The following is a 19,568-nucleotide window of genomic DNA, read 5'->3' as shown; positions in this document are numbered from 1 at the left end:
AGGCCGTTTTTGGTCGTCGAGAATGACGATTCCTATGAAGGATCACACCAGTACTTCACCCACATTTTTATATAGAGAAACAAACCTATTGACTTTCACTATATGAAAATGCGAGTTCTCCGTTTACATTTAGTTCATACGGCGTGTCATCATATACATACATACCGTAATAAAAAATATTGACCATATCAGGCACATATGCATTTAATGCGGTGCTATGAAATACGGTTCCTTTATTATCTGTTACCTGATATTGCGAAAAAGAATCATCAATATACGCATCATATTCAATTATTACAATACCCTCGTTGATATAGTGCCGATAATGAATAAATCCTTTTTTATAAATAGAGATTTGAAAATCGGTTTTTTGAGTACGCGACGGCATTTTCCATTTATCGCCGGCCTTTTTTAAATAATATGATGTACGTGAACTATGAGTTTCGATAATGACATAGGCACCTTCAGTGCCGTTGTCTAAAATGCCTACGACGCTGACAGGTTTCCAATTTTCTGTTGTATATTTAATCGCCGCTTCCGGAGTATTGTATGAAAACATATACGGAATCGCTCCAAAAGACGTCCAAAGGACTAACATGATTATAATTGAAAAAAATCTTTTTTTCTTAACCGATAAGGTTTTTATAGGTTTTATTTGCATGATCAGCCAAACCAGCCCCACAACAATCGGGATTAATAAATATTGAAACATATATCCTCCTCAATTGATTATTGAAGAATCCCGATGTGGTGTATTGATTTAAATCACGGTAGAATAATCTCAAACTCGGCGTTCTTGCCGGACAGGCCGGTTTTCCAGAGCCAAGAAGCGTTTTTGGTGACCTCTTTGCGGCAGTCCTCGGTGTCGGTGAAGTTTAGTACCTGCGGGAACGGGCCTACCCGGAAATCGAATTCGAGCGGGATGGTACTCTCGACATTTACGCGCACCTTGCGCAGCCAGCGCTCGTGCTCCATGCGATAAGAAATGCGTCCGCTCTGCCCGTTCTGAAACACCGGGAAGTCTTTTATTTCGATGGTGTCATAGGTCCACGGGATGCGTGGCAGAATGCGCAGTTTCGGGCCGTTTTCGATGCCTGACATCAGCGTCAGGGCTTTGAGAGGCTCGGCTTCCTGCACCAGATTGCCCTCGTCGCCCGGGTTTTCCATCACGCCGAAGCGTCCGTTATTGTGGAATCCTCCCGTATGGTCTCGGGCGTCTTCGTAGGCGTCATAGTCAAAACACTCGTGGGGAATCCACGGGTTCATCTCATGGGATGTCGGATGCATCACATCGCCGTCATAAGAAAGGCGGGCGACACCTTCGAGCAGTTTGGTGTAGGCGTTAACATCGTCCATCAAAATGGCGGCTTGCGTCATAAAGCCCTGCCCGTAGCCGGTCATGGTGTCGTCGTGGCGGTCGCGCATGCCCTCCCAGCAGGTGTTGCTGACGAAGCCGTATTTTCGGAAGTAAAGTCCCTTGCACATCTGATCGAGGATATATTCATAGCTATTGGAATTTACTGTAGCGTGGCTGCCCTGTTCGGGGCGGCACAGACCGAGATCGGAGTCGAAGATAAAAGGCAATTGGCGCGTCCAGGCGTTGATGGCGAAATGAATGCTGTCCCAGTCCGCGTAGTTGTATTCGCTGCCGTCGCGTCCGTCGATTCCGTTGGTCCAACACCCCTCGCGCACGGGGGAATAGCGCGAAAAAGCCGCTTTGGTTTTTTCGGGCGTCCAGCTGCGCTCGCCCATCACCAATTTCTCGGTGAGGGCTTTCGTCATCTTTTCGTGCATTTCGGACAGCTTTGACACCAGTGTTTTGTCTCCGGCGGCTTCGGCCATGGATTTCAGAGCGGCAAGAGCGATTTTGATGCCGTAATTCGGATAGACGGCGTAAACTACATAGGCGGTGTTGGGGTTGCCGGAGAGTTCGGATTTGCAGGGCAGCAGGCCGCCGTAGGGGGAATTCTGCATCATACGGTCAATCCACCCGATGACAGGCGAAACACCTTCCAAAAACTCTTTGGCTAATGAGGGTTCGCGCCCTGCGGCAAGCCAGGTGTTGTAAAGACCCAATAGAATCAGCGCGTTGCCGTCGGTTTCGAAATCGCCGATTTGAGTCGGTTTTGCGGGCTTTCCGGTGTAGCGGTCGATGATACGGCCCCAATGATCGGCTTCGTTGAGCGCGGAAAGCATATAGCGTGCCACGGGCAGTGCGAGGTCGGCAAAGCCGAGCCGCGCGATTTCGATCAGGCCGCGTCCGCTGTCGCGCGACCACATCTCGTTATAATAATTAGTATATTGATGCGGGAGGGTTGAGGTATGTAAAAACCCCTTTTTATAATTCGGGTCCCTGCCCATTTCCACTTTTATGATTAAGTCGTTCACCGTCTCGGCATAGATTGCGTTCATTCGTCCCGCAAAATCGCAGCCGCCGAACCGCATGGCAGGTTTCATAATAATTTCCTCCCGATTAAAACTGACCTGACTATATCATAAATGCGTTCGAATTTCAACAGGAGAAGGGTTTATGCGACGGTTTGCTTCATCGCTGTAAAACTCATCGACAGCGGCGAAGAAGGCGTCGATGTTTTCCCACGGGGTGGCGGGCGGAATGTCGCAGCCGGATGAGATGACAAAGTTTTTATAACCGCAGCACTCACCCATGATGCGCAGGGTCTCGACCCGAACCGATTCGGGCGTACCGTTACGCAGCTGGACAGCCGGATCGACATTGCCTATGGCGATGATGTCCGAGGGGATTTTTTCCATCATCTCTTTCATGTTGATTGAGTTGCCGAAATGATAGGCGTCACAGTTTGTGCGCAGAATCGAATCAATGATGTCAATGGCGCTGTTGCCGCAGTTGTGGTAGACCACAATGAAGTCGTCGCTCTTGACGGCCTCGGCGATGCGGCACATATACGGTTCGGCAAATTCGGCGGCCAAGTCGGGCGAGAGCAGGCCGGCCAGCGGTTCGGCGACAGCTACACCTGCGCAGCCGGTGGCTTTGTAGGCACCGATGTATTCGATGAGAAACTGCGTGACTTTTTCCATGGTCTTGTGCACCATATCGGGTTCGGTGTAGCAGTTGACCAGCGCTTCGGTGACGTCCATCAGACGCCCGGCCAGCGAGAACGGTCCGATAACACCCGCCAGCACGGGCCGGTCTGTGATGAGCGGCAGTGCTTTTTGGATGGCTTCGATATATTTTCCGGTTCTGCCCGCGCCGACTGGGGGCACAGTCAACGCATCGGCGTCCTCTTCGCAGGTGACAATCGAACCGGTGACCGTCGGGACTTCGTCGTCTGAGAGACGGATTTGGGAACCGAATGCCTCGGCCTCAACCGACAGATCCATCATACTGACCGCAGCGGCTTCGGGTACCCGGTCGGCGATCATCTTCATGCCTTTGGCCTGCAGGTCACTGTCGGAAATCAATTCCTTGACGGTGACGCCTAACAGTGATATGGATGGGAACGACAAAATCGGCATCGCCTGTTTACGGTCGGCTTTGAGCAGGCTGCCAAGCCATTGTCTGGGGGTCTGATTCATTTTTATCCTCCTTTTCAGGGAAACGAAGACATGTTCCCCTAATAAAACGATTCCAGTTTAAACGGTTTTAAAATGAATATATAGTAAAAAGGTTTAAATTTTGAAAAGATTTTTCCAATTTTAAAAAGACTGAAAAACCCATGTGTCGAATTTTGGTTGACTTGGTAAGCAGAATTAAGTATAATAATGGAAGATGTAAATGCTTGCACGCGCCGATTTGGCCGATAAAAAATAAACAGAATAGGGGACAATTGGATGCTGAAAAAGTTGATTTGCGCTTTTCTTGGGATTGTTTTATGTTTTGGACTGGTGGTTTCTGTAGCAGCTTCCGGTACGGTGACTTATTATTTGGAAGAGCCGGGTTTCAAAATTAGTTTACCGGACGATTCAATTGTCTTAACACGGGATATGAAAGCGAATGATCCGACTTTAGATTTATTCGAAATGACAAACAGCCAGGTGAATGAAGCGCTGGAAGCAAGCTTTTTATATCTGGAGGCATTCGATTCCGAATTTTCATATGAGTTGATTGTCAATATGCTTGAATTTTCACAGACAGATTTTAACGACCGGGATGACGCCGGAATGGAGCTGTTTGTGATCTCATACACAGCCGGAATGGAAGCAATGGGAACGGAATGTCTTCGATATTATATTTATGAGCATGAACAGACTAAGTTTGTTGTGACTTATACACGGAACAAGAGTGATGACGGATATTCATACGGATTGGTTTATACGACCGTCTATGAAGGGAAATCAATAAGCATTATATTAAAAACACTTTCGGGATCATTGGGATCTGATGACGAAAATCTATTGGCTGGTATTATTGACAGCATAGAATTTGATACAGCTGCTTCCCAAGCAAGTTCCAAAGCGAGTGTATCATCCCAGAAAACCAGTTCCAAGACGAGCAGTGCAGCTTCAAGCAAAGCCGCGTCTTCTAAGGCTGTTAGTTCTGCATCAAATACCGCTGTCAGTTCAACCTATTCATCCATGTCTGCAAGTTCCGCTTCAAGCAAACCAACTGCCACACAACCCGGCGAATCTGATGGCGGGAATTCGGTTTCGGCAATTATAATTACACTTTTGATCTTCGCTGCGCCGATAATCATTTACCGGTATGCAATTGCGAAAAAACCGATTGAGTCCCGCAAAGCGCTGATGATTACGATTTTTTACGGGCTTGTTGGTGCCGCTGTCACCGTATTTCTTGCCGTATTTTTCGACATCGGATTTGCCTGTGTCGGTGCGGTGGTTGTGTGGAGTTTTGTGAATTATTTCATACTGGTCAAAGGCAAGAAGCAGGTCGTGGTCGCTACTCCCGATTATTCCTACCAATCTGATGGATCGATGATTCACATTGAGCAGCCGCAGGTGTGGTATGGTGAAGGCACGGCGGAACCCGAGCAAAAAGCGGAAGAAGAAAAGCCGAAAACGGTCGTAATAACGGAAGCGGTGAAAAATCCGGCTGAACCTGTCAAAGAACAGGTGAATTTGGAAAACGCGGAAACTCCGCAATTCTGCTATAACTGCGGGGCAAAACTGAGGCTCGAGAGCAAATTCTGTCCCAAGTGCGGTGCAAAGGTCGAAAAACTCGGGGATGAGTGATAAAGAGAAAGGTAGATTAAAATGAAGAGAATCGTCAGTTTTTTATTTGCGGTGATTATGATTTTGGGGTTCATGTTTTCTGCTGCCGCCGCCGGCACAGAGAAATTTTATCTGGACGAAGTGGGAATGACAATTTCAATACCCAATGAATTTTATGTCTTTACAAAAAACACAAAGGCGGATTATCCCGGGTTTGCGCTGTTCGGGTATACCAAAGAGAGTTTATTAAAGATGATGTCTTCGATAAATTGCATTCTGTTTTCACAAAATGCCAAAGGAGACACCGGTGTCAGCATCGCTGTTACAAAAGCTGATAATCCGGATTTGAATACCCTCGACGACAACGAGTTGGAAGCATTGTGCAGGATAGAGAAAGAGTCGTTTACGGCGAATGGGGCGATTGTGACCAAATCTGATATTTATAAACAATCACAAACCGTATTCCAGAGAATGATTTATAAACTTGAAACCGGGACTGATTTTTCTAATTGTATACAGTATTCTACAGTTCTTGACGGCGATATAATTGTGGTGCAATTTCAAGTTTACTCAAGAGGGTTAACATCAGCCGATGAATCCGCTATGAAAGGCATTGTCGACAGCATTCGATTTGATTTATTAACTCCATCCCAAGCAAGTTCCAAAGCGAGCGTATCATCCCAGAAAACCAGTTCCAAGACGAGCAGTGCAGTTTCAAAAACGAGCAGTGTGGCTTCAACAACGGCATTCACCTTTACTGACAGTGAAACGCAAACCACTTTCACCGTTCCGTCTAATTGGTCCAAAAAGTCGCTCTCTAAAACGCGCCAATATATCGATACAAAGTTTGTGTATAATCAAGACAGCGAAGGCATCATCATGTACGGCAGCACCGATTTGTGGGCTGAGATGTCCGATGCGGATAAAATCGCGTTTTCTCGAGCGGATTTTAACAATGATTTATTCACAGCCGCCGATCTCGCAGAAGCGATGAACGTGAATGCAGATCAAGTTAAAACGGTAAATTATAATGATATTTCATATTATAAGATCGTCACAAGCGTTCCTATAGAGATACCCGCAAACAATGCATCTGTTACGATGACTTTGCTGTTGCATGTAGATAACGGATATCTTTATGCATTTTATTATAACGGGACAAGTTCCAGCCCTTACTATAAAGATTTTGAGGCGCTGCTGCGCAGTGTGAAGTACGCGGAGCCGATAATCATGAGCAGCACTCCTTCACAAGCGGCTAGTTCTGTCTCGAGCACGCCGACCGCTGTACAATCCGGTCAATCTGATGGAGGGAATTCGGTTTGGGCTGTTGTGATTACGCTTTTGATCTTCGCTGCACCGATTATCATTTACCGGTATGCAATTGCGAAAAAACCGATTGAGTCCCGCAAAGCGCTTATGATTACGATCTTCTACGGGTTCGGGGTCGCCGCAGTGACCGCGCTGCTGGCCGTGCTTTTTGATATCGGTTTTATCTGTATCGGTGTGGTAGTTTTGTGGAGTTTTGTCAATTATTTGATTTTAACAATGGGTTGGCAGCGCAGAGCGCGTGAAATGGCAGAGAAAGCGCAGGAAAATGTCCCGGCTTGGAAGCAATACGGGCGAAATATCGAATCCAAGGTTCAACAGCAAGAACCGAACGTTAATCAAATCTCAACGCAAAAAGCGGAAATTATAAAAACAACAATGCCGCCGCCATTAACGGCAGAGCCCAAAGATGCGGGAGAGCAACCTCAATTTTGCGAAAACTGCGGTAAAAAGTTGAAACCTGATACTAAATTCTGTCCCAAGTGCGGTGCAAAGGTCGAAAAACTCAGGGATGAGTGACAAGATGAGCAACAGAAAGGAAGATTAAAATGAAGAGAATCGTCAGTTTCCTATTTGCGTTCATGTTGGTTTTGGGGCTTTCTTTTTCCGTACACGCCTGGAATCCCGATAAAGATGGCGCTCAAATATACATATTGAAAAAGCCGAGTATGTTTATATCTTTTCCAAATGATATGTTTGTGTTTACGAGAGAAATGGATTCAAAAAGTCCTGTTTTAGAGAGATTTGGTTATACAAAAGAAGAATTGATTTCGGAATTTGAAAAAAATGATACTTATCTCAGAGCTTGGTCATCCGATTTATCATATGGAATCTATATATATATGAATCAAACGGATAATCAAGATTTAGCAGATTACAGTGATCGGGAATTTAATAATTTAAAGGAAATACTTGAAGAGGATTTTGAAGAAGATGGTGCTCATGTCACGGGAATGACAGATTTTTATTCCGGAACAACTAGATTTATACGGACCAGTTATTATATGGATGATGAGGACCCACTGTATGGGATTGAATGTGTAACTTTTAACGGCGGCGAACGAATTTTTATTGATCTCATTTCTTTTGACGGCCCGGTTTCCTCAACCGCTGAATCGTTATTCGATGATATACTCGAGAACATGACGATTATGCTGTCTTTTGACTTTATGTTTAGTTCAAGAACAAGCAGTTCCAAGGCGAGCAGTGTTCCCTCATCTAAAACAACAACGAGTACAGTCACTTCTTCAAAAGCTGCTGTTAGCTCTTCAACAGTAACGTATCCCGCTCCGAGCACACCGAGCACAATGACTGCCGCACAGGCATATCTACATAAATACGGCCGAATTTCTTTTTGGTCGATATTGCTTACGATTATCATTTTCACCGCACCAATTGTAATCTATCGATATACGAACATCAAGCATGCTGTCGAACCGAAAAAAGCATTGATGATTACGATTTTTTACGGGCTTGTTGGTGCCGCTGTCACCGTATTTCTTGCCGTATTTTCCGACATCGGCTTAGCCTGTGTCGGTGTGGTGATGATATTGAGTTTTGTCAATTATCACATGCTGGTCAAAGGTAGAAAGCAGCCCGCTCCCGATTGGCAGGATGAAACGATGATCCAAATTGAACAGACGATGGAATGGAATGGTCAAAACACAACGGTGCAGGAAGAAAAAGCTGCGGAAGAATCGGTTTCACCGGAAATTCCGGAATCGGAAATAAAACCGGAAGTGGATAAAACAACTGAGTCGGTCAAAGAGCAGGGGAGTCCGGAAAACGCGGAAACTCCGCAATTCTGCTATAACTGCGGGGCAAAACTGAGGCTCGAGAGCAAATTCTGTCCCAAGTGCGGTGCAAAGGTCGAAAAACTCGGGGATGAGTGATTAATATGGGAAGGCGGATTAAAATGGTTCGAAGGATTATCAGCGTTTTGTTTGCGGTGATGTTGGTATTTGGGCTGACGGTTTCGGTTGGTGCGGAAAACACGGTGTGGTATTATTCAGACGATTTGGGGATTGCTGTCCCGGTTTCTGATGGGATGAGTCTTCTCTCGCGCTATATGAGTGCCGACGATCCCCTTTTAACAAAACTGGGGCAGACGAGAGAAACCGTTTTAGCTACTTTTTATGAGAACAATGTATATCTGCAATTATGGGAAGACGACCTTTCCGGTGTGATCAATATCAGCATGACTTCCAGCAGCTTGAAGGACATGAGAGATTTCGATGAGACGGAATGGGACAGTTTCATTACTTCAATTCTTGATGAATTTGATTACGCCGATGTCAGCGATATCACGGTATATTATCTGCTGAATGGCACTTATGCTCAATTTTCAATCTATGTATACAATGGTGCTTCATATATTTATTGTTATTATTATGTCACTGTTTATCAGGGAAAGAAAATTGTCATTCAGCTGTTTTCGCAAAGCGGATCTCCCACGTCAAGCCAGCAAAAGGCTTTCGACTCCTTTGTGGGTGGCATCTATTACGGAACGGAAGAAGAGATTTTCGGCGATTCGTCCGGAAGTTCGAGTTTTGTTTCGACGTCCGCGTTCACATATACCGACGACGCTGTCGATACCTCATTTACCGTTCCGGCAAACTGGTATTCGGAGGCTGTCTCGGGGACGGACCCCTATGTGACCGCCGTATTCGTTTCGAATGAAGACGAGGATGCGGTAATTGTTTACGGAAGCGAGGACCAATGGTCCGATTACAGTTCTCTGAAAGGCATTGCCCGTGCGGACATCAATAACGACTATTTCACCGAAAAGGAAATTGAGGATAAATTTGAGTTTACTACAGATATCTCCGTCAAATATGTGGATGGGGTAAAATACTTTACATTCAAAAGTTACAGCGGGAATATGGTCTCCACCAGTTTGATCATGTATCACAATGCGGTTTTTTATTGGTTTGAATTTTACGGCGATGAAAACCATCCGTATTACGGCGATTTTATCTCGCTGATTAAAAGCGTGAAATATCCGGAGGTCAGCGTACCCGCTACTTCGCAGAGCAAACCGGCGTCTTCACAAAACACATCCGCAGGCTCGCAGAGTTCCGTTGCATCTTTACAAAGCGTACCGGCGTCTTCGCAAAGTAAACCGGCGAGTACTGTCGGCGGGAACGAGGGGGCGGCTTCGGCGATCCGGGCGTTTAATACGAAAAACAAAGGACTATATATCGCTTTGGCGGTTGTGCTTTTTGCACTGCCGATTCTCATTTACCGGTATGCGGTGCGTAAACGGCCTGTCGAACCGAAACGCGCGATGGAGATTGTATTGATTTACGGTGCGGTTTCACTGGCGGCATTGGCGGCTATAGCGGCATTTTTGGAGGGAAGCTGGGTCGCCGTCGGTATCGTGTTGATTTGGCATATTGCAAGTTATTTCATTTTGACGAGTGGCCGCAAACAAGCGGTATATAATGACTATATTGTAACTGTACCCGCGGAAACCCACTATCAACCGACGCCGACTTTGCAGTGGCAGCAGCCGACAGTCCATAACGAAATACCAAAACCTGCGCAAGAACCGAGTGTGAATTCGAAGCAGCCCTTGTTTTGTGAAATGTGCGGCAGCAAATTGAAAGAGGGAAGCAAGTTCTGTTCGCAATGCGGGGCTACGGTGGTATTGCTTCGGGAGGAAGGAAGTGAAAGGCAATGAGTTTACGGTTCGTTTGGGCGGTTACTGCTTCGGGATATTCCCTTGAGCCCGGTACTCTCATTTTAAATCTGATTCTCACGGTGGCGATCTATTCGCTGCCCATTATCATTTACCGGTATGCGATTCGAAAAGAACCCGTCTCGCCTAAAACAGGGAAGGCGATCACGATCGTATATGGGATCTTTGCTTTTATATTTATGCTGTTAATCGCAAGCGCAACCGGAGGGAGCGCTTCGGGCGGGGCAATCTTTTTATGGAGTTATGTCAATTATAAAATATTGACAAAAGGCTGGGTGCAGTACAGAGATACGGAGACAGCCGCACAGGAGCGGGCGGAATCCGGTTGGAGAAAATTCGAAATCAAAGAAGAGGAATCTTTGCCAAAACAGGCGGAAACGGATTTAAAGAGTCAGGAGGTCCCGGAGGTTACTGCACAGAGAAAAGATAAGAAAAAACGACCGAAATATTGCGATTTGTGCGGAAACAAACTGAGTGCGGACGATGAGTTTTGCGATTCCTGCGGAGCCAGAGTGACTGATATGTATAAAGAGTGATTAGGTTTTATCAATGAACGACAACCCCGCCGCTGCGGCAAGCAGCGGCGGGGTTGTGATTGTATCAGCGGATGATTGCTTTAAAACGGATTAGCGGTGAACAGAGGGGCTTTTATAAGGCCGAGATCCTTCGGCTTCGCGCAAAGCGCTTCGCTCAGGATGACAAACCATCGAGGTCGGAAACGCGGCTACAAAGAACTGCCTTGAAGCGGTCTCTTGACATAAGACCTACACCGAGGTTTGAAGCGCGCGCTATCATGCGAATGGGCAGAAGATTCTGTGGCGCGTTTGTGAGTCAGCGCTGTTTGTCGAGTTATCACAGCGAACTCGAACTACCGAGGATTCCCACTCACATATAAACCTTCACCGAGGCCGGAAACGCGGCTACGAGGTGAACGGAACGCAGGTTATAACGCGCGTATTGACCGCGGGTTCTCACCCGCTAGCCGATGAAACCGGGAGTGCCGTGGATCGGCGGGAGGGCACGGGGACGAACCAGCGCGCCGCCGTTTTCAAACGACTCAATGGAGGCAACCGTGTATTCGAGAGTGGCCAGCGCGTCACGTCCGGAGCTTCTAATGTGTTCGGGCGGGACTTTGTTGGTCATGTCTTCGAGGAAAGCGTGCAGGCGGTTGCTGAAAGTAATGCCGAAATCCTTGTCCTTGAAATCAAAAACTTTGGGCTTGGGTGTGCCCATGCCGTTGTTTTTCTTGCCTGCATCCCAGTAATAGAGCTTTTCGACGCAGTTTTCAATGCAGAAGGTGCCCTTGGTGCCGGCCATCTCGAAACTCCACCAGCCGCCGAGTCCGAAGAAGGCGTCGCCGCGCTGGGACAGCAGATAGCCGATGCTGCCGTTCTGGAATTTACAGTTGATGCCGTTGATCGACCACATCAGGTCATCCGCGCTCTTGCGGACGCCGGGTTTGTCGAAGAAGGCCTGGACATGGGTGATGTCGCCGCCGAATTTGCGCATCAACGAGAACGGGTGAGAAAGGAACGCATAGGCGTGGGAATAGGCGCAGGCCATTCTCGGATATGTCGTACCGTGATAGTTGGGTGCTTTATAATCCTTTTCGCCGCTGTTAAAACCGACCTTGTGCAGAATATAGACCGGCGCGCCGATCTTGCCTTGATTGATCAGTTCCTGTGCTTTGTCGGCAGGCTTGGTAAACCCGTGGTTGAGGTTGCAGCCGAGGTAGAGGCCTTTTTTGGCTGCCGTGATGACCATCTCACGCGCCTCGTCGGCGTTGTTGCTGATCGGTTTTTCGACAAAGGCGTTGAAGCCCGCGTCGAGTGCTTTCATAACCGGTTCATAATGCCAAGAGCCGTTGTCAAAACCCGAAGTGGTGACATCAATGTAATCCAGTTCGGGATGGGCTTTCATCATCTCGTCTTGAGAATAGAACGCCTTTACGCCGTGTTCTTCGGCGGCCTTGTCCGCGCGCTCTTTGTTGACGTCGCAGACGCAGACCAGTTCGGCCAGCGGATCGGCTTTGTAGCATCTGGCGTGGGTGTTGCCGATGCCGCCCATGCCGATAATTCCGACTTTGATTGCCATTTCATTACGCTCCTTTTAAGTGTAAATTAATAATGAAGCTATTCGTGTAGGGAACGGTCTCGGATCGCATCCGATGTGACCGTTCCGAGCTCGCGCGGTGACGTGTGAGTGATAGCCGCTACGGCGACGATTAAAGATTTTACAACACCGCAAATGCGGCGTTAAGGAATGGTCAAGACCATTCCCTACGGATTACTCTTTCACGTCCCGCACGAAAACCGGCTTTCCGGTTTTCAGGGATTGGATGCCCGCGTGGATGATGCGGCTGGCTTCGAGACCCGAAGCGCCGCTGCCGTCGATGTCAGCGGGTGAAACACCTGCCGCGCACTCCTTGGCAAAGCTGTGAATGCGGTCTTGGAAGGTATCGTAAAATCCACTGAAGCCGCCGAATACCGGGTTGGTGTAAACCCGCTTTTCGGGATTTCCCGCCGGGTACAGTGTCGCTTCCCGCCACATGTCTTCGAATACAAGGCGGCCTTTGGTCCCGGCGACTTCACAGCGTTCCATCGGGTGTCCGCGCTCGATGTCGTAGGAACTGGTGAGATGACCGACCGCACCGCATTCAAATTTGAGGTTGAACGAGGCGGTCGAGTAGATCTCACGACCGGGCGCTTTCATCGCAAAGCAGTGCACCTGTTCGACGTCGCCGCCGAAATAGCGCAGGATGTCGCAGCTGTGCGGGTTGAGCGCTTTCATGTGGTAATACTCAGTGTCGAAATGCGGTTGGAAACGGCCGATCCAAAGTGCCATGTTTAAAAACAGCAGATCGCCGATGAGGCCGTCGTTTTGCCATTGTTTCGCCGTTCTGGCCGCCGGGGTGAAGCGGTGGTTGAGGTCGACTGCGAACCGGCGGTTAAGCGCTTTAGCCAGATCAACCATTTCTTTACCCTTTTTCAAGTTGTTGCAGATCGGTTTTTCGGTCAAAACGTCACAGCCGGCGCGCAGAGCCTGCATGGTCGGTTCGTAGTGGTCGGACGCATACTCGAACCCGCCTGTGGCCACGCTGACGAGATCGGGTTTGAGTTCGTCGAGCATCTTCTGTGCGTCATACCAGACCGGAATATCGTACCGCTTCGAAGCCGTGTCGGCACGCTCTTTGTTGATGTCGCAGGCGCCGACGAGTTCGGCATCGGGGCAGGTGGTATAAGCTCTGCAGTGGTTGTTGCTGCCGATCGGACCCAGTCCGATCACAGCCGCGCGAAGTTTTTTATCCATGATTATTTCTTTTGCTGCAGCTTTTGCGCCGCACCCGGGTCACCGATGTGCATTCCGAAGTAGGCCTCGTCAGAGCTGATAAAGCCGCGTCCGAGATTTTTGCCGTGCCAGTTCAGGTTGGTGTACATCGGGTTGGTTCTCCCGGTCTCCTTTTCACGTTTTGCGATATGCGCTTCCATCTTGGCGCGCAGTTCGGCGACGACGTCGGGACGGATGTCGGCGACGTTGACATATTCGTGCGGGTCCTGTTCGAGGTCGTAGAGCTCGATTTCGGCTTTGTAGTGGAAATCCGGTTCCAATGCGACCATCAGCTTCCATTTCGGGGTACGCCAGCCGTGCTTGCGCATCCAGGTGCATTCGGTGATGTAAAATTCGTCACAGTGCTCCATGGTGCCGCCGAATGAGGTTGAGAACATGCTGCGCCCGTCGAACTTGATGTCGGTTTCAACGCCGAGGATATCCAAAACAGTCGGGGTGACGTCGGCCAGTGTGCAGGTGTCATCGACCCGCTTGCCCTGCGGAACACGGCCCGGGAAGCGAACGGCGAACGGAACGACAAGGCAGTTGTCGTACATGCTGTGATGATCGAAATAGCAGTCGTGGTCATACAGTGTCTCACCGTGGTCGGAGGTGAAGACGACCAAAGTGTCGTTTTCAAGACCGAGATCCTTGAGTTTTTGAAGAATTAACTGGATGCAGGAATCCATATAAGCGATCTCGGCATCGTATTGGGCGCAGACATATTCCGCGTCGGTGCACCCCTCTGGGAACCAAGTGGCGAAATAGTCGCAGAACGGTTTGAAATTATAAACCGGGTCGAGCGAGTGGTTGTTCGGATCAAACTCGTTGCCCTGATAAAACATCTTGTGGAAGGGTTCGGGGGCGCGGTAGGGGGAATGCGGATCCATATGGCGCATAAACAGGAAGAACGGTTTATCGCCCTTGGACAGGCGTTCGAGTTCGGGAATCGAGACGGCGTTGAGGTTTTCCGCCTTGTGCGCCCGACCGTCGGCCTGTGCGTTCCAGCCCTCAAAGTCGATGTAGTTGTCGAAGCCCCTGCCGGAGCAATTTTTAAAACCGACACAGGTGGTGTCATAGCCGTTTTCGCGTAAAATCTCGGCCAGTGTCTTGATACCCGGAGCCAGTTCGCCTTCGTGGCGCAGTGCTACGACGTTGGTGCCGAAGCAGTCCATGCCGGTGAGCATATTGGCGTAGCCGGGTGTTGTCGGAATATGGGCTGAGAAGCAGTTGTTAAAAACAGTACCTTTTTCAAGATATTTGTCGATGTGCGGCGTGGTCAGCCGGTCGTAGCCGTATAAGCTCATACGGTCGCGGCGGAGGCTGTCGATGCCGAAGAAGAGAAGATTGGGTTTTTTGGTCATAAAGGTGTCTCCTTCATTTTAATGTAGGGGCGGATATCATCCGCCCGCATTATTAAGCGGTTTTTAATGCAGGAGCGATACGGGTATCGACCCGCCTTAATCGTCCGCATTATAGAACGAACATTGTAATATTGGCGGGCGGATGATATCCGCCCCTACAGGATAAACGCCAAAGGTGTTTATCTGGCTCCAAGCATTTTCAAGCAGGCGTTCATATAGCCATAGCTCTCGGCGGCGATACGGGTGGCTTCGACCATGTCTTGTTCGGGACCGATAATTTCGAGGGAGACGGGGCCGTCATAGCCGGCTTTGACCATGGCTTTGAAATAGCCGAACAGGTTGATTTCGCCTCTGCCGCAGGCCTGCAGTGCGGGAAGTCCCGGACTCGGGCCCGGACCCACGCAGTCGCGGATGTGGATATGTTTCATGCGCGGCAGCACTTTTGCCAGCGCTTTTTCGGGCTTTTCACCGGCGCGGTGGATGTGGCTGGGATCCATGTCGATTCCGAAATAGGGATTGTCGATGGCCGCCATGGCGCGCAGGGTGGTGGGGGTGCTGTAAATTGAGCAGCCGACGTGTGCTTTGCAGCACAGCGTGACTTTGTAGCTTTCGGCCAATTCGGCCAGCGCGGTCAAGCGTTCGATGGTGGCGGCAAATTCTTTACGGCTGCCGGCTTTTCCGCCCGGACCGATATTGATGACGGGAATGCCGAGTTCCGCTGCGGCCTCAAAGGCCTTCTTGAGGCGCTCGGGATCCTGGGAAGCGACTTCGGAGGACAGCAGTTCAAGTCCCGTCTCGTCCAAAACGCTCTTTATGTAGGATTTCTGCGATTTCCAGTTATCGGGCGACAGATGTTCACACATGCCTCCGATTGCGGAGATTTCAATTCCGTCATAACCCGCCGCTTTGACCGCACGCGCGGCTTCGGCGAAGTTATAATGCTTGAACAACACGGAATTGACGCCAAGTTTGATCATGTTTTGACCCATCCTTTCGTTATGAGAGTTTAAGAAATTCTCCTAAACCCTCTTCTTGTCAGGTGACGCGTCCATTATAAACTGTCTTCCTGTCGAAAGCAATCTTTTTCACGAATTTATCATAATAAACAGCAGAATTTCAGGATATTTTTAAAAAAATTCATAAAAATTCCAAAATAAGTATTGACAAGCTTTTCCGGGCATGATATATTAACTGTAATGGTACGAGTAATACAGTGTACCTTCTCCGGAAAGGGGGAATTGGATTTGATCGCAATCGATTTTTCCGATAAGCGCCCGATCAACGAGCAGATCATCGCCAAGGTCATCGATCTGGCAGCAAAGGGATTTTTGCCGCCGGGAAGTCCGCTGCCGTCGGTACGTTCATTGGCTACAGAACTCTCGATCAACCCCAATACGGTGCAAAAGGCCTATGCGGAACTGGAGCGGCTGGGCGTGATTGTCTCGGTGCGGGGTCGGGGCAGCATCATCGCCGAGAACAACGAGCCGCTGCGTAACATACAGGTCGAAAAGCTGCATGCGGGGCTGCGGGAAGCGGTCGAAGCGGCAAGGCATCTGGGGATGTCCTGCGACGAGGTCTGCGGCGAAATAAGGGATATTTTTGACGGAGGGGGCGACCGGAAATGATAAAAACCGAAAAACTGACCAAGAGATTCGGCGATTGCACCGCGGTGAACGCGGTCAGCACCGAGATGCATGAGGGGGCTGTGTTCGGCCTGATCGGCTCCAACGGCGCGGGCAAATCGACGTTTCTGCGGATGCTGGCGGGCGTACTGAAACCCGACAGCGGAACGCTTTCCATCGACGGAGAGGACGTTTGGGAGAATCCGACGGTTAAGAGCCGATGCTTCTTCATCCCCGACGAGCCGTATTTTTTTAAAAACGCCACGCCGGAGACCGTAAAGGATTTTTATGCGATATTCTATCCGAAATTCGACCGGGCACAGTTTGATAAAATTATCTCAGTCTTCGAACTGCCGCCGAAAAAACGGCTCTCCGAATTTTCCAAGGGCATGAGAAAGCAGATCATGATCATCGCGGCGGTGGCGAGCAATTGTGATTACTTGTTCTGCGACGAGACTTTCGACGGGCTCGATCCGGTCGCAAGGCAGGCGGTTAAGGGCATCTTTGCGGCGGGCATGGTCGACCGGAAACTGACGCCTGTGATCGCCTCGCACAACCTGCGCGAACTCGAGGATATCTGCGACCGAATCGGGCTGCTGCACAAGGGCGGCATCCTGTTCGAGCAGGAACTCGACGCGATGAAATTGGGCATTCACAAGGTACAGTGCGCGTTTTCAAGCCCCAAAACCAAGGCCGATTTCTCAGATGCGGCGGGTTTCGAAGTGATCAAATTCACAGCTCGAGGCGTGGTGGTCACAATGACGGTCAAAGGCACGCGGGAGAGCGTGCTGGAGCGGGTGAACGGGTTGGCGCCGCTGTTTGCGGAACTGCTGCCGTTATCGCTCGAGGAGATCTTTATTTCGGAAACGGAGGTGTGCGGTTATGACATCAAAGACATCCTCTTCTGAATTCGGGAAGCTGACGATGCACCGCTTCAGGCAGTTGACTTGGCTCATCACCCTCTGGTCGGCGGCGCTGTTTTTCATCCTGCCGGTACTGCAGAGTATGCAATTGGGTCTACTGATGCCGAATAAAAGTTCACATTTGTCAAAGGATGGGGTCAATCTGCTTTTAGCGGATGAGAATTATCTGGTATTGGCCGGCGCTTTGGTGACCGGGATCATTGCGGCGTGCGTGGTGCAGGCGTTTATGAATTCCAAGAACCAAAATGACCTTTGGCTTTCGCTGCCGGTCCGCCGCGAAAAGCTGTTTGCGGTCAATCTGACCGCCGGTGCAATGGCGGTGTTGATTCCGTTGACAGCGGCTTATATCCTTGCCTCAGTGATGACGGTCCTAACGCCGGATGCGGCGGCGTTGTTCGATTTTTCGGCGGTACTTATGGGTTATCTACGGGCGGTCGGACTGTTTGCGGTGGCTTATGCGATCACGACACTCTGGTGTGTGCTCAGCGGGCGCACAATCATTGCGGTGCTCTGCACGCTGTTCACCCCCGCGATCGGAAGCGCGACAGCGGGTCTTGCCGTACTGCTGGTCCTGATGCAATTCAAGACCTTTTACTATACTCAACAGACCATGAAGATACTGATCGAACTCTGCCCGTTCGCGCCTTTTTTCGCTACATCTATAGCCGATAAACTGATCACCACCATGGAGATTGTTTGGGCTGCTGTTGCAGTCATATTGCTTCTTTTATCGGTTCGGCTGTTTCAAAAGCGATCCCCGGAAAAAGCCGGAGACGCACTTGTATATTCCAAAGCACTACCTATTGTGAAATACCCGCTGGTTTTTCTCTCGACAGCACTCGGATGGGTATTTTTCAAATTGATAACGAGTGAGACCGGTTGGGCGATATTCGGTGCGATTGCTATTGGTTTATGTGTATTTTGCCTCGTGAACGTGCTGGAAAAGTTCGATTTTCGAAACATTCTGCACCATTGGTGGAAATTCATCGCCACCGCGGCCGTGTTCGGATTGTGTATCGGCATACTGATTCTCGATCCGTTATCATATGATACCCGCCTTCCCGCAAGAGAAAAAATCACTGAAGCCAAAGTGTATCAATTGACGATAAACGGCATCGACTTGAACCCATCTTCTAATTTTCAACAGACGATTAAAGACCCCGAGATCATTGACTCGCTGTATAACTTATCGCAATTCGTTGTAGGAAGGGAAGAATACTTAAGCTATAATACCAGTTTTGGATATAGAAATGATCCCTCGGATATTCCTTTCTCTGATATTAGTAATGCTTACGGAAGCAAACACCTGTTGTATACAGTGGACTATAACGGGTTTATTCGACAATATTCCGCCTTTATCAGCGATGATCAGGAAAAGTTGCTGGTAGCCATCTTCAGCAACCCGAAGGTCATTATGAAAACCAACGGTGCGTATACCTATACGGCTGATGAAATTGAATTAATGACTATCGAATTTTCAAATATCTCCATGAGCTATACGGTCAAAGATACCGTTGCTACCGGACCGGAGAACAACGGAGCTGTCGGGGACGTGATCTACGCACTGCGTTCAGGCGCTTTGACAACTACTGCCGAAAAGTTGGAGAATGCGCATTTACTGTGTGTGCTTCACATCAAAGGTGAAGATGGCAAAACGGTCAGGGTGCCGGTATATGATTTCTATGAAAAGACTCGGAACATCTGGTTATGGCCGGTGATTGAAAATCATATGCTGAAAACCGATCCGGCGTTGATTGAGAGTATTCGGGTTGAGCGGCTCTATGATAATTTCTCGCAGACCGTTACCGATTCGACACAAATTGCCGAACTCGCGCCGGCATTAATCACTTATATGGATACGGATTATAACCCTTTGATTTCGACAGAGAATGACTATACGGTCACGGTTACCTATAAGGACGACAGCGTGTCCTATCCGAGATTGTGCGATCAGCAGCTGCCGGACTGGCTGAAAAATTGATAAAATCCAATAAAAACCCTTGACAAGGGGTAAAAACTGTGGTAAAATTTCTTCGCTGTTTATCCGCAGACAGCAGGTCGGGCTTGTCCCGCTAACGGTTCCGAATACGGTAACCGCCTGCCGAGGAGAGTGTCACAAGCAATTTCGTGGCGGCTTTCCTATCTTTAGGGAGCCGCT

15 protein-coding genes and 1 other annotated feature (1 of these 16 running past the window's edge) are annotated in these 19,568 nt (G+C 49.1%); of the genes, 8 read left to right on the top strand and 7 right to left on the bottom strand.

Going from position 1 to position 19,568, the window contains the following annotated elements; translation table 11 throughout:
• Positions 1-85: 85 nt before the first annotated feature.
• Genes PK629_04330 through PK629_04320 form a run of 3 tightly spaced genes read right to left on the bottom strand, consistent with a single transcriptional unit; the run spans position 86 to position 3,555 of the window.
• Positions 86-712, bottom strand: a complete 627-nt coding sequence (locus tag PK629_04330; GenBank protein HOP10703.1) for a hypothetical protein — start codon at positions 710-712, stop codon at positions 86-88.
• A 53-nt stretch (positions 713-765) separates the two neighbouring features.
• Positions 766-2,457: a hypothetical protein gene (locus tag PK629_04325; GenBank protein ID HOP10702.1), complete on the bottom strand. Its 1,692-nt coding sequence runs from the start codon at positions 2,455-2,457 to the stop codon at positions 766-768.
• Positions 2,458-2,493: 36 nt separating this feature from the next.
• The gene (locus tag PK629_04320; protein HOP10701.1) at positions 2,494-3,555 is read right to left on the bottom strand and encodes a uroporphyrinogen decarboxylase family protein; all 1,062 of its coding nucleotides are present in this window, start codon (positions 3,553-3,555) and stop codon (positions 2,494-2,496) included.
• Between the two features lie 444 nt (positions 3,556-3,999).
• Between PK629_04320 and PK629_04315 the strand changes: the two genes are divergently transcribed.
• Genes PK629_04315 through PK629_04295 form a run of 5 tightly spaced genes read left to right on the top strand, consistent with a single transcriptional unit; the run spans position 4,000 to position 10,710 of the window.
• Positions 4,000-5,169 (top strand): zinc ribbon domain-containing protein, encoded by a 1,170-nt coding sequence (locus PK629_04315; protein ID HOP10700.1) that lies wholly within the window; start codon positions 4,000-4,002, stop codon positions 5,167-5,169.
• A gap of 21 nt (positions 5,170-5,190) precedes the next feature.
• Positions 5,191-6,993 carry a zinc ribbon domain-containing protein gene (locus PK629_04310; GenBank protein HOP10699.1) on the top strand — a complete coding sequence of 601 codons (1,803 nt, stop codon included), beginning with the start codon at positions 5,191-5,193 and terminating at the stop codon, positions 6,991-6,993.
• 29 nt (positions 6,994-7,022) lie between these two features.
• Positions 7,023-8,366, top strand: a complete 1,344-nt coding sequence (locus tag PK629_04305) for a zinc ribbon domain-containing protein (protein HOP10698.1) — start codon at positions 7,023-7,025, stop codon at positions 8,364-8,366.
• 23 nt (positions 8,367-8,389) lie between these two features.
• Positions 8,390-10,156, top strand: coding sequence for a zinc ribbon domain-containing protein (locus PK629_04300; protein HOP10697.1), 1,767 nt, complete (start codon positions 8,390-8,392; stop codon positions 10,154-10,156).
• A complete protein-coding gene (locus tag PK629_04295; protein ID HOP10696.1) occupies positions 10,153-10,710 on the top strand; it encodes a zinc ribbon domain-containing protein in 558 nt (185 codons plus the stop codon). Before PK629_04300 ends, PK629_04295 begins: the two co-directional genes overlap by 4 nt.
• Before the next feature lie 442 nt (positions 10,711-11,152).
• Here PK629_04295 and PK629_04290 read toward each other — a convergent pair whose 3' ends face one another.
• The 4 genes from PK629_04290 to PK629_04275 form a co-directional block, all read right to left on the bottom strand.
• Positions 11,153-12,268, bottom strand: coding sequence for a Gfo/Idh/MocA family oxidoreductase (locus PK629_04290; GenBank protein HOP10695.1), 1,116 nt, complete (start codon positions 12,266-12,268; stop codon positions 11,153-11,155).
• Positions 12,269-12,460: 192 nt separating this feature from the next.
• The gene (locus tag PK629_04285; protein ID HOP10694.1) at positions 12,461-13,483 is read right to left on the bottom strand and encodes a Gfo/Idh/MocA family oxidoreductase; all 1,023 of its coding nucleotides are present in this window, start codon (positions 13,481-13,483) and stop codon (positions 12,461-12,463) included.
• Positions 13,484-13,485: 2 nt separating this feature from the next.
• A complete protein-coding gene (locus PK629_04280; protein HOP10693.1) occupies positions 13,486-14,865 on the bottom strand; it encodes a sulfatase in 1,380 nt (459 codons plus the stop codon).
• 179 nt (positions 14,866-15,044) lie between these two features.
• The gene (locus PK629_04275; GenBank protein HOP10692.1) at positions 15,045-15,842 is read right to left on the bottom strand and encodes a sugar phosphate isomerase/epimerase; all 798 of its coding nucleotides are present in this window, start codon (positions 15,840-15,842) and stop codon (positions 15,045-15,047) included.
• Positions 15,843-16,103: 261 nt separating this feature from the next.
• On the opposite strand from PK629_04275, the gene PK629_04270 reads away from it, so the two are divergent.
• The 3 genes from PK629_04270 to PK629_04260 are packed head-to-tail and all read left to right on the top strand — an operon-like array spanning position 16,104 to position 19,391.
• Positions 16,104-16,490 carry a GntR family transcriptional regulator gene (locus tag PK629_04270; protein HOP10691.1) on the top strand — a complete coding sequence of 129 codons (387 nt, stop codon included), beginning with the start codon at positions 16,104-16,106 and terminating at the stop codon, positions 16,488-16,490.
• Positions 16,487-17,395, top strand: a complete 909-nt coding sequence (locus tag PK629_04265; protein HOP10690.1) for an ABC transporter ATP-binding protein — start codon at positions 16,487-16,489, stop codon at positions 17,393-17,395. The genes PK629_04270 and PK629_04265 overlap by 4 nt, the downstream gene beginning before the upstream one ends.
• Positions 17,370-19,391, top strand: coding sequence for a hypothetical protein (locus tag PK629_04260; protein ID HOP10689.1), 2,022 nt, complete (start codon positions 17,370-17,372; stop codon positions 19,389-19,391). Before PK629_04265 ends, PK629_04260 begins: the two co-directional genes overlap by 26 nt.
• 45 nt (positions 19,392-19,436) lie before the next feature.
• Positions 19,437-19,568: a sequence feature (ribosomal protein L10 leader region), on the top strand; it runs 14 nt beyond the window's last position.

Source organism: Oscillospiraceae bacterium, from assembly GCA_035380125.1.
Lineage (GTDB): Bacteria > Bacillota > Clostridia > Oscillospirales > JAKOTC01 > DAOPZJ01.
This window is presented reverse-complemented; position numbering and strand designations above follow the sequence as displayed.

What these genes read in the sequence shown, in the direction of transcription:
- PK629_04275 (HOP10692.1), bottom strand. Translation starts at nt 15,842, where the DNA reads ATGATCAAACTTGGCGTCAATTCCGTGTTGTTCAAGCATTATAACTTC.
- PK629_04285 (HOP10694.1), bottom strand. Translation starts at nt 13,483, where the DNA reads ATGGATAAAAAACTTCGCGCGGCTGTGATCGGACTGGGTCCGATCGGC.
- PK629_04310 (HOP10699.1), top strand. Translation starts at nt 5,191, where the DNA reads ATGAAGAGAATCGTCAGTTTTTTATTTGCGGTGATTATGATTTTGGGG.
- PK629_04330 (HOP10703.1), bottom strand. Translation starts at nt 712, where the DNA reads ATGTTTCAATATTTATTAATCCCGATTGTTGTGGGGCTGGTTTGGCTG.
- PK629_04295 (HOP10696.1), top strand. Translation starts at nt 10,153, where the DNA reads ATGAGTTTACGGTTCGTTTGGGCGGTTACTGCTTCGGGATATTCCCTT.
- PK629_04305 (HOP10698.1), top strand. Translation starts at nt 7,023, where the DNA reads ATGAAGAGAATCGTCAGTTTCCTATTTGCGTTCATGTTGGTTTTGGGG.
- PK629_04320 (HOP10701.1), bottom strand. Translation starts at nt 3,555, where the DNA reads ATGAATCAGACCCCCAGACAATGGCTTGGCAGCCTGCTCAAAGCCGAC.
- PK629_04265 (HOP10690.1), top strand. Translation starts at nt 16,487, where the DNA reads ATGATAAAAACCGAAAAACTGACCAAGAGATTCGGCGATTGCACCGCG.
- PK629_04325 (HOP10702.1), bottom strand. Translation starts at nt 2,457, where the DNA reads ATGAAACCTGCCATGCGGTTCGGCGGCTGCGATTTTGCGGGACGAATG.
- PK629_04315 (HOP10700.1), top strand. Translation starts at nt 4,000, where the DNA reads ATGACAAACAGCCAGGTGAATGAAGCGCTGGAAGCAAGCTTTTTATAT.
- PK629_04280 (HOP10693.1), bottom strand. Translation starts at nt 14,865, where the DNA reads ATGACCAAAAAACCCAATCTTCTCTTCTTCGGCATCGACAGCCTCCGC.
- PK629_04290 (HOP10695.1), bottom strand. Translation starts at nt 12,268, where the DNA reads ATGGCAATCAAAGTCGGAATTATCGGCATGGGCGGCATCGGCAACACC.
- PK629_04300 (HOP10697.1), top strand. Translation starts at nt 8,390, where the DNA reads ATGGTTCGAAGGATTATCAGCGTTTTGTTTGCGGTGATGTTGGTATTT.
- PK629_04260 (HOP10689.1), top strand. Translation starts at nt 17,370, where the DNA reads ATGACATCAAAGACATCCTCTTCTGAATTCGGGAAGCTGACGATGCAC.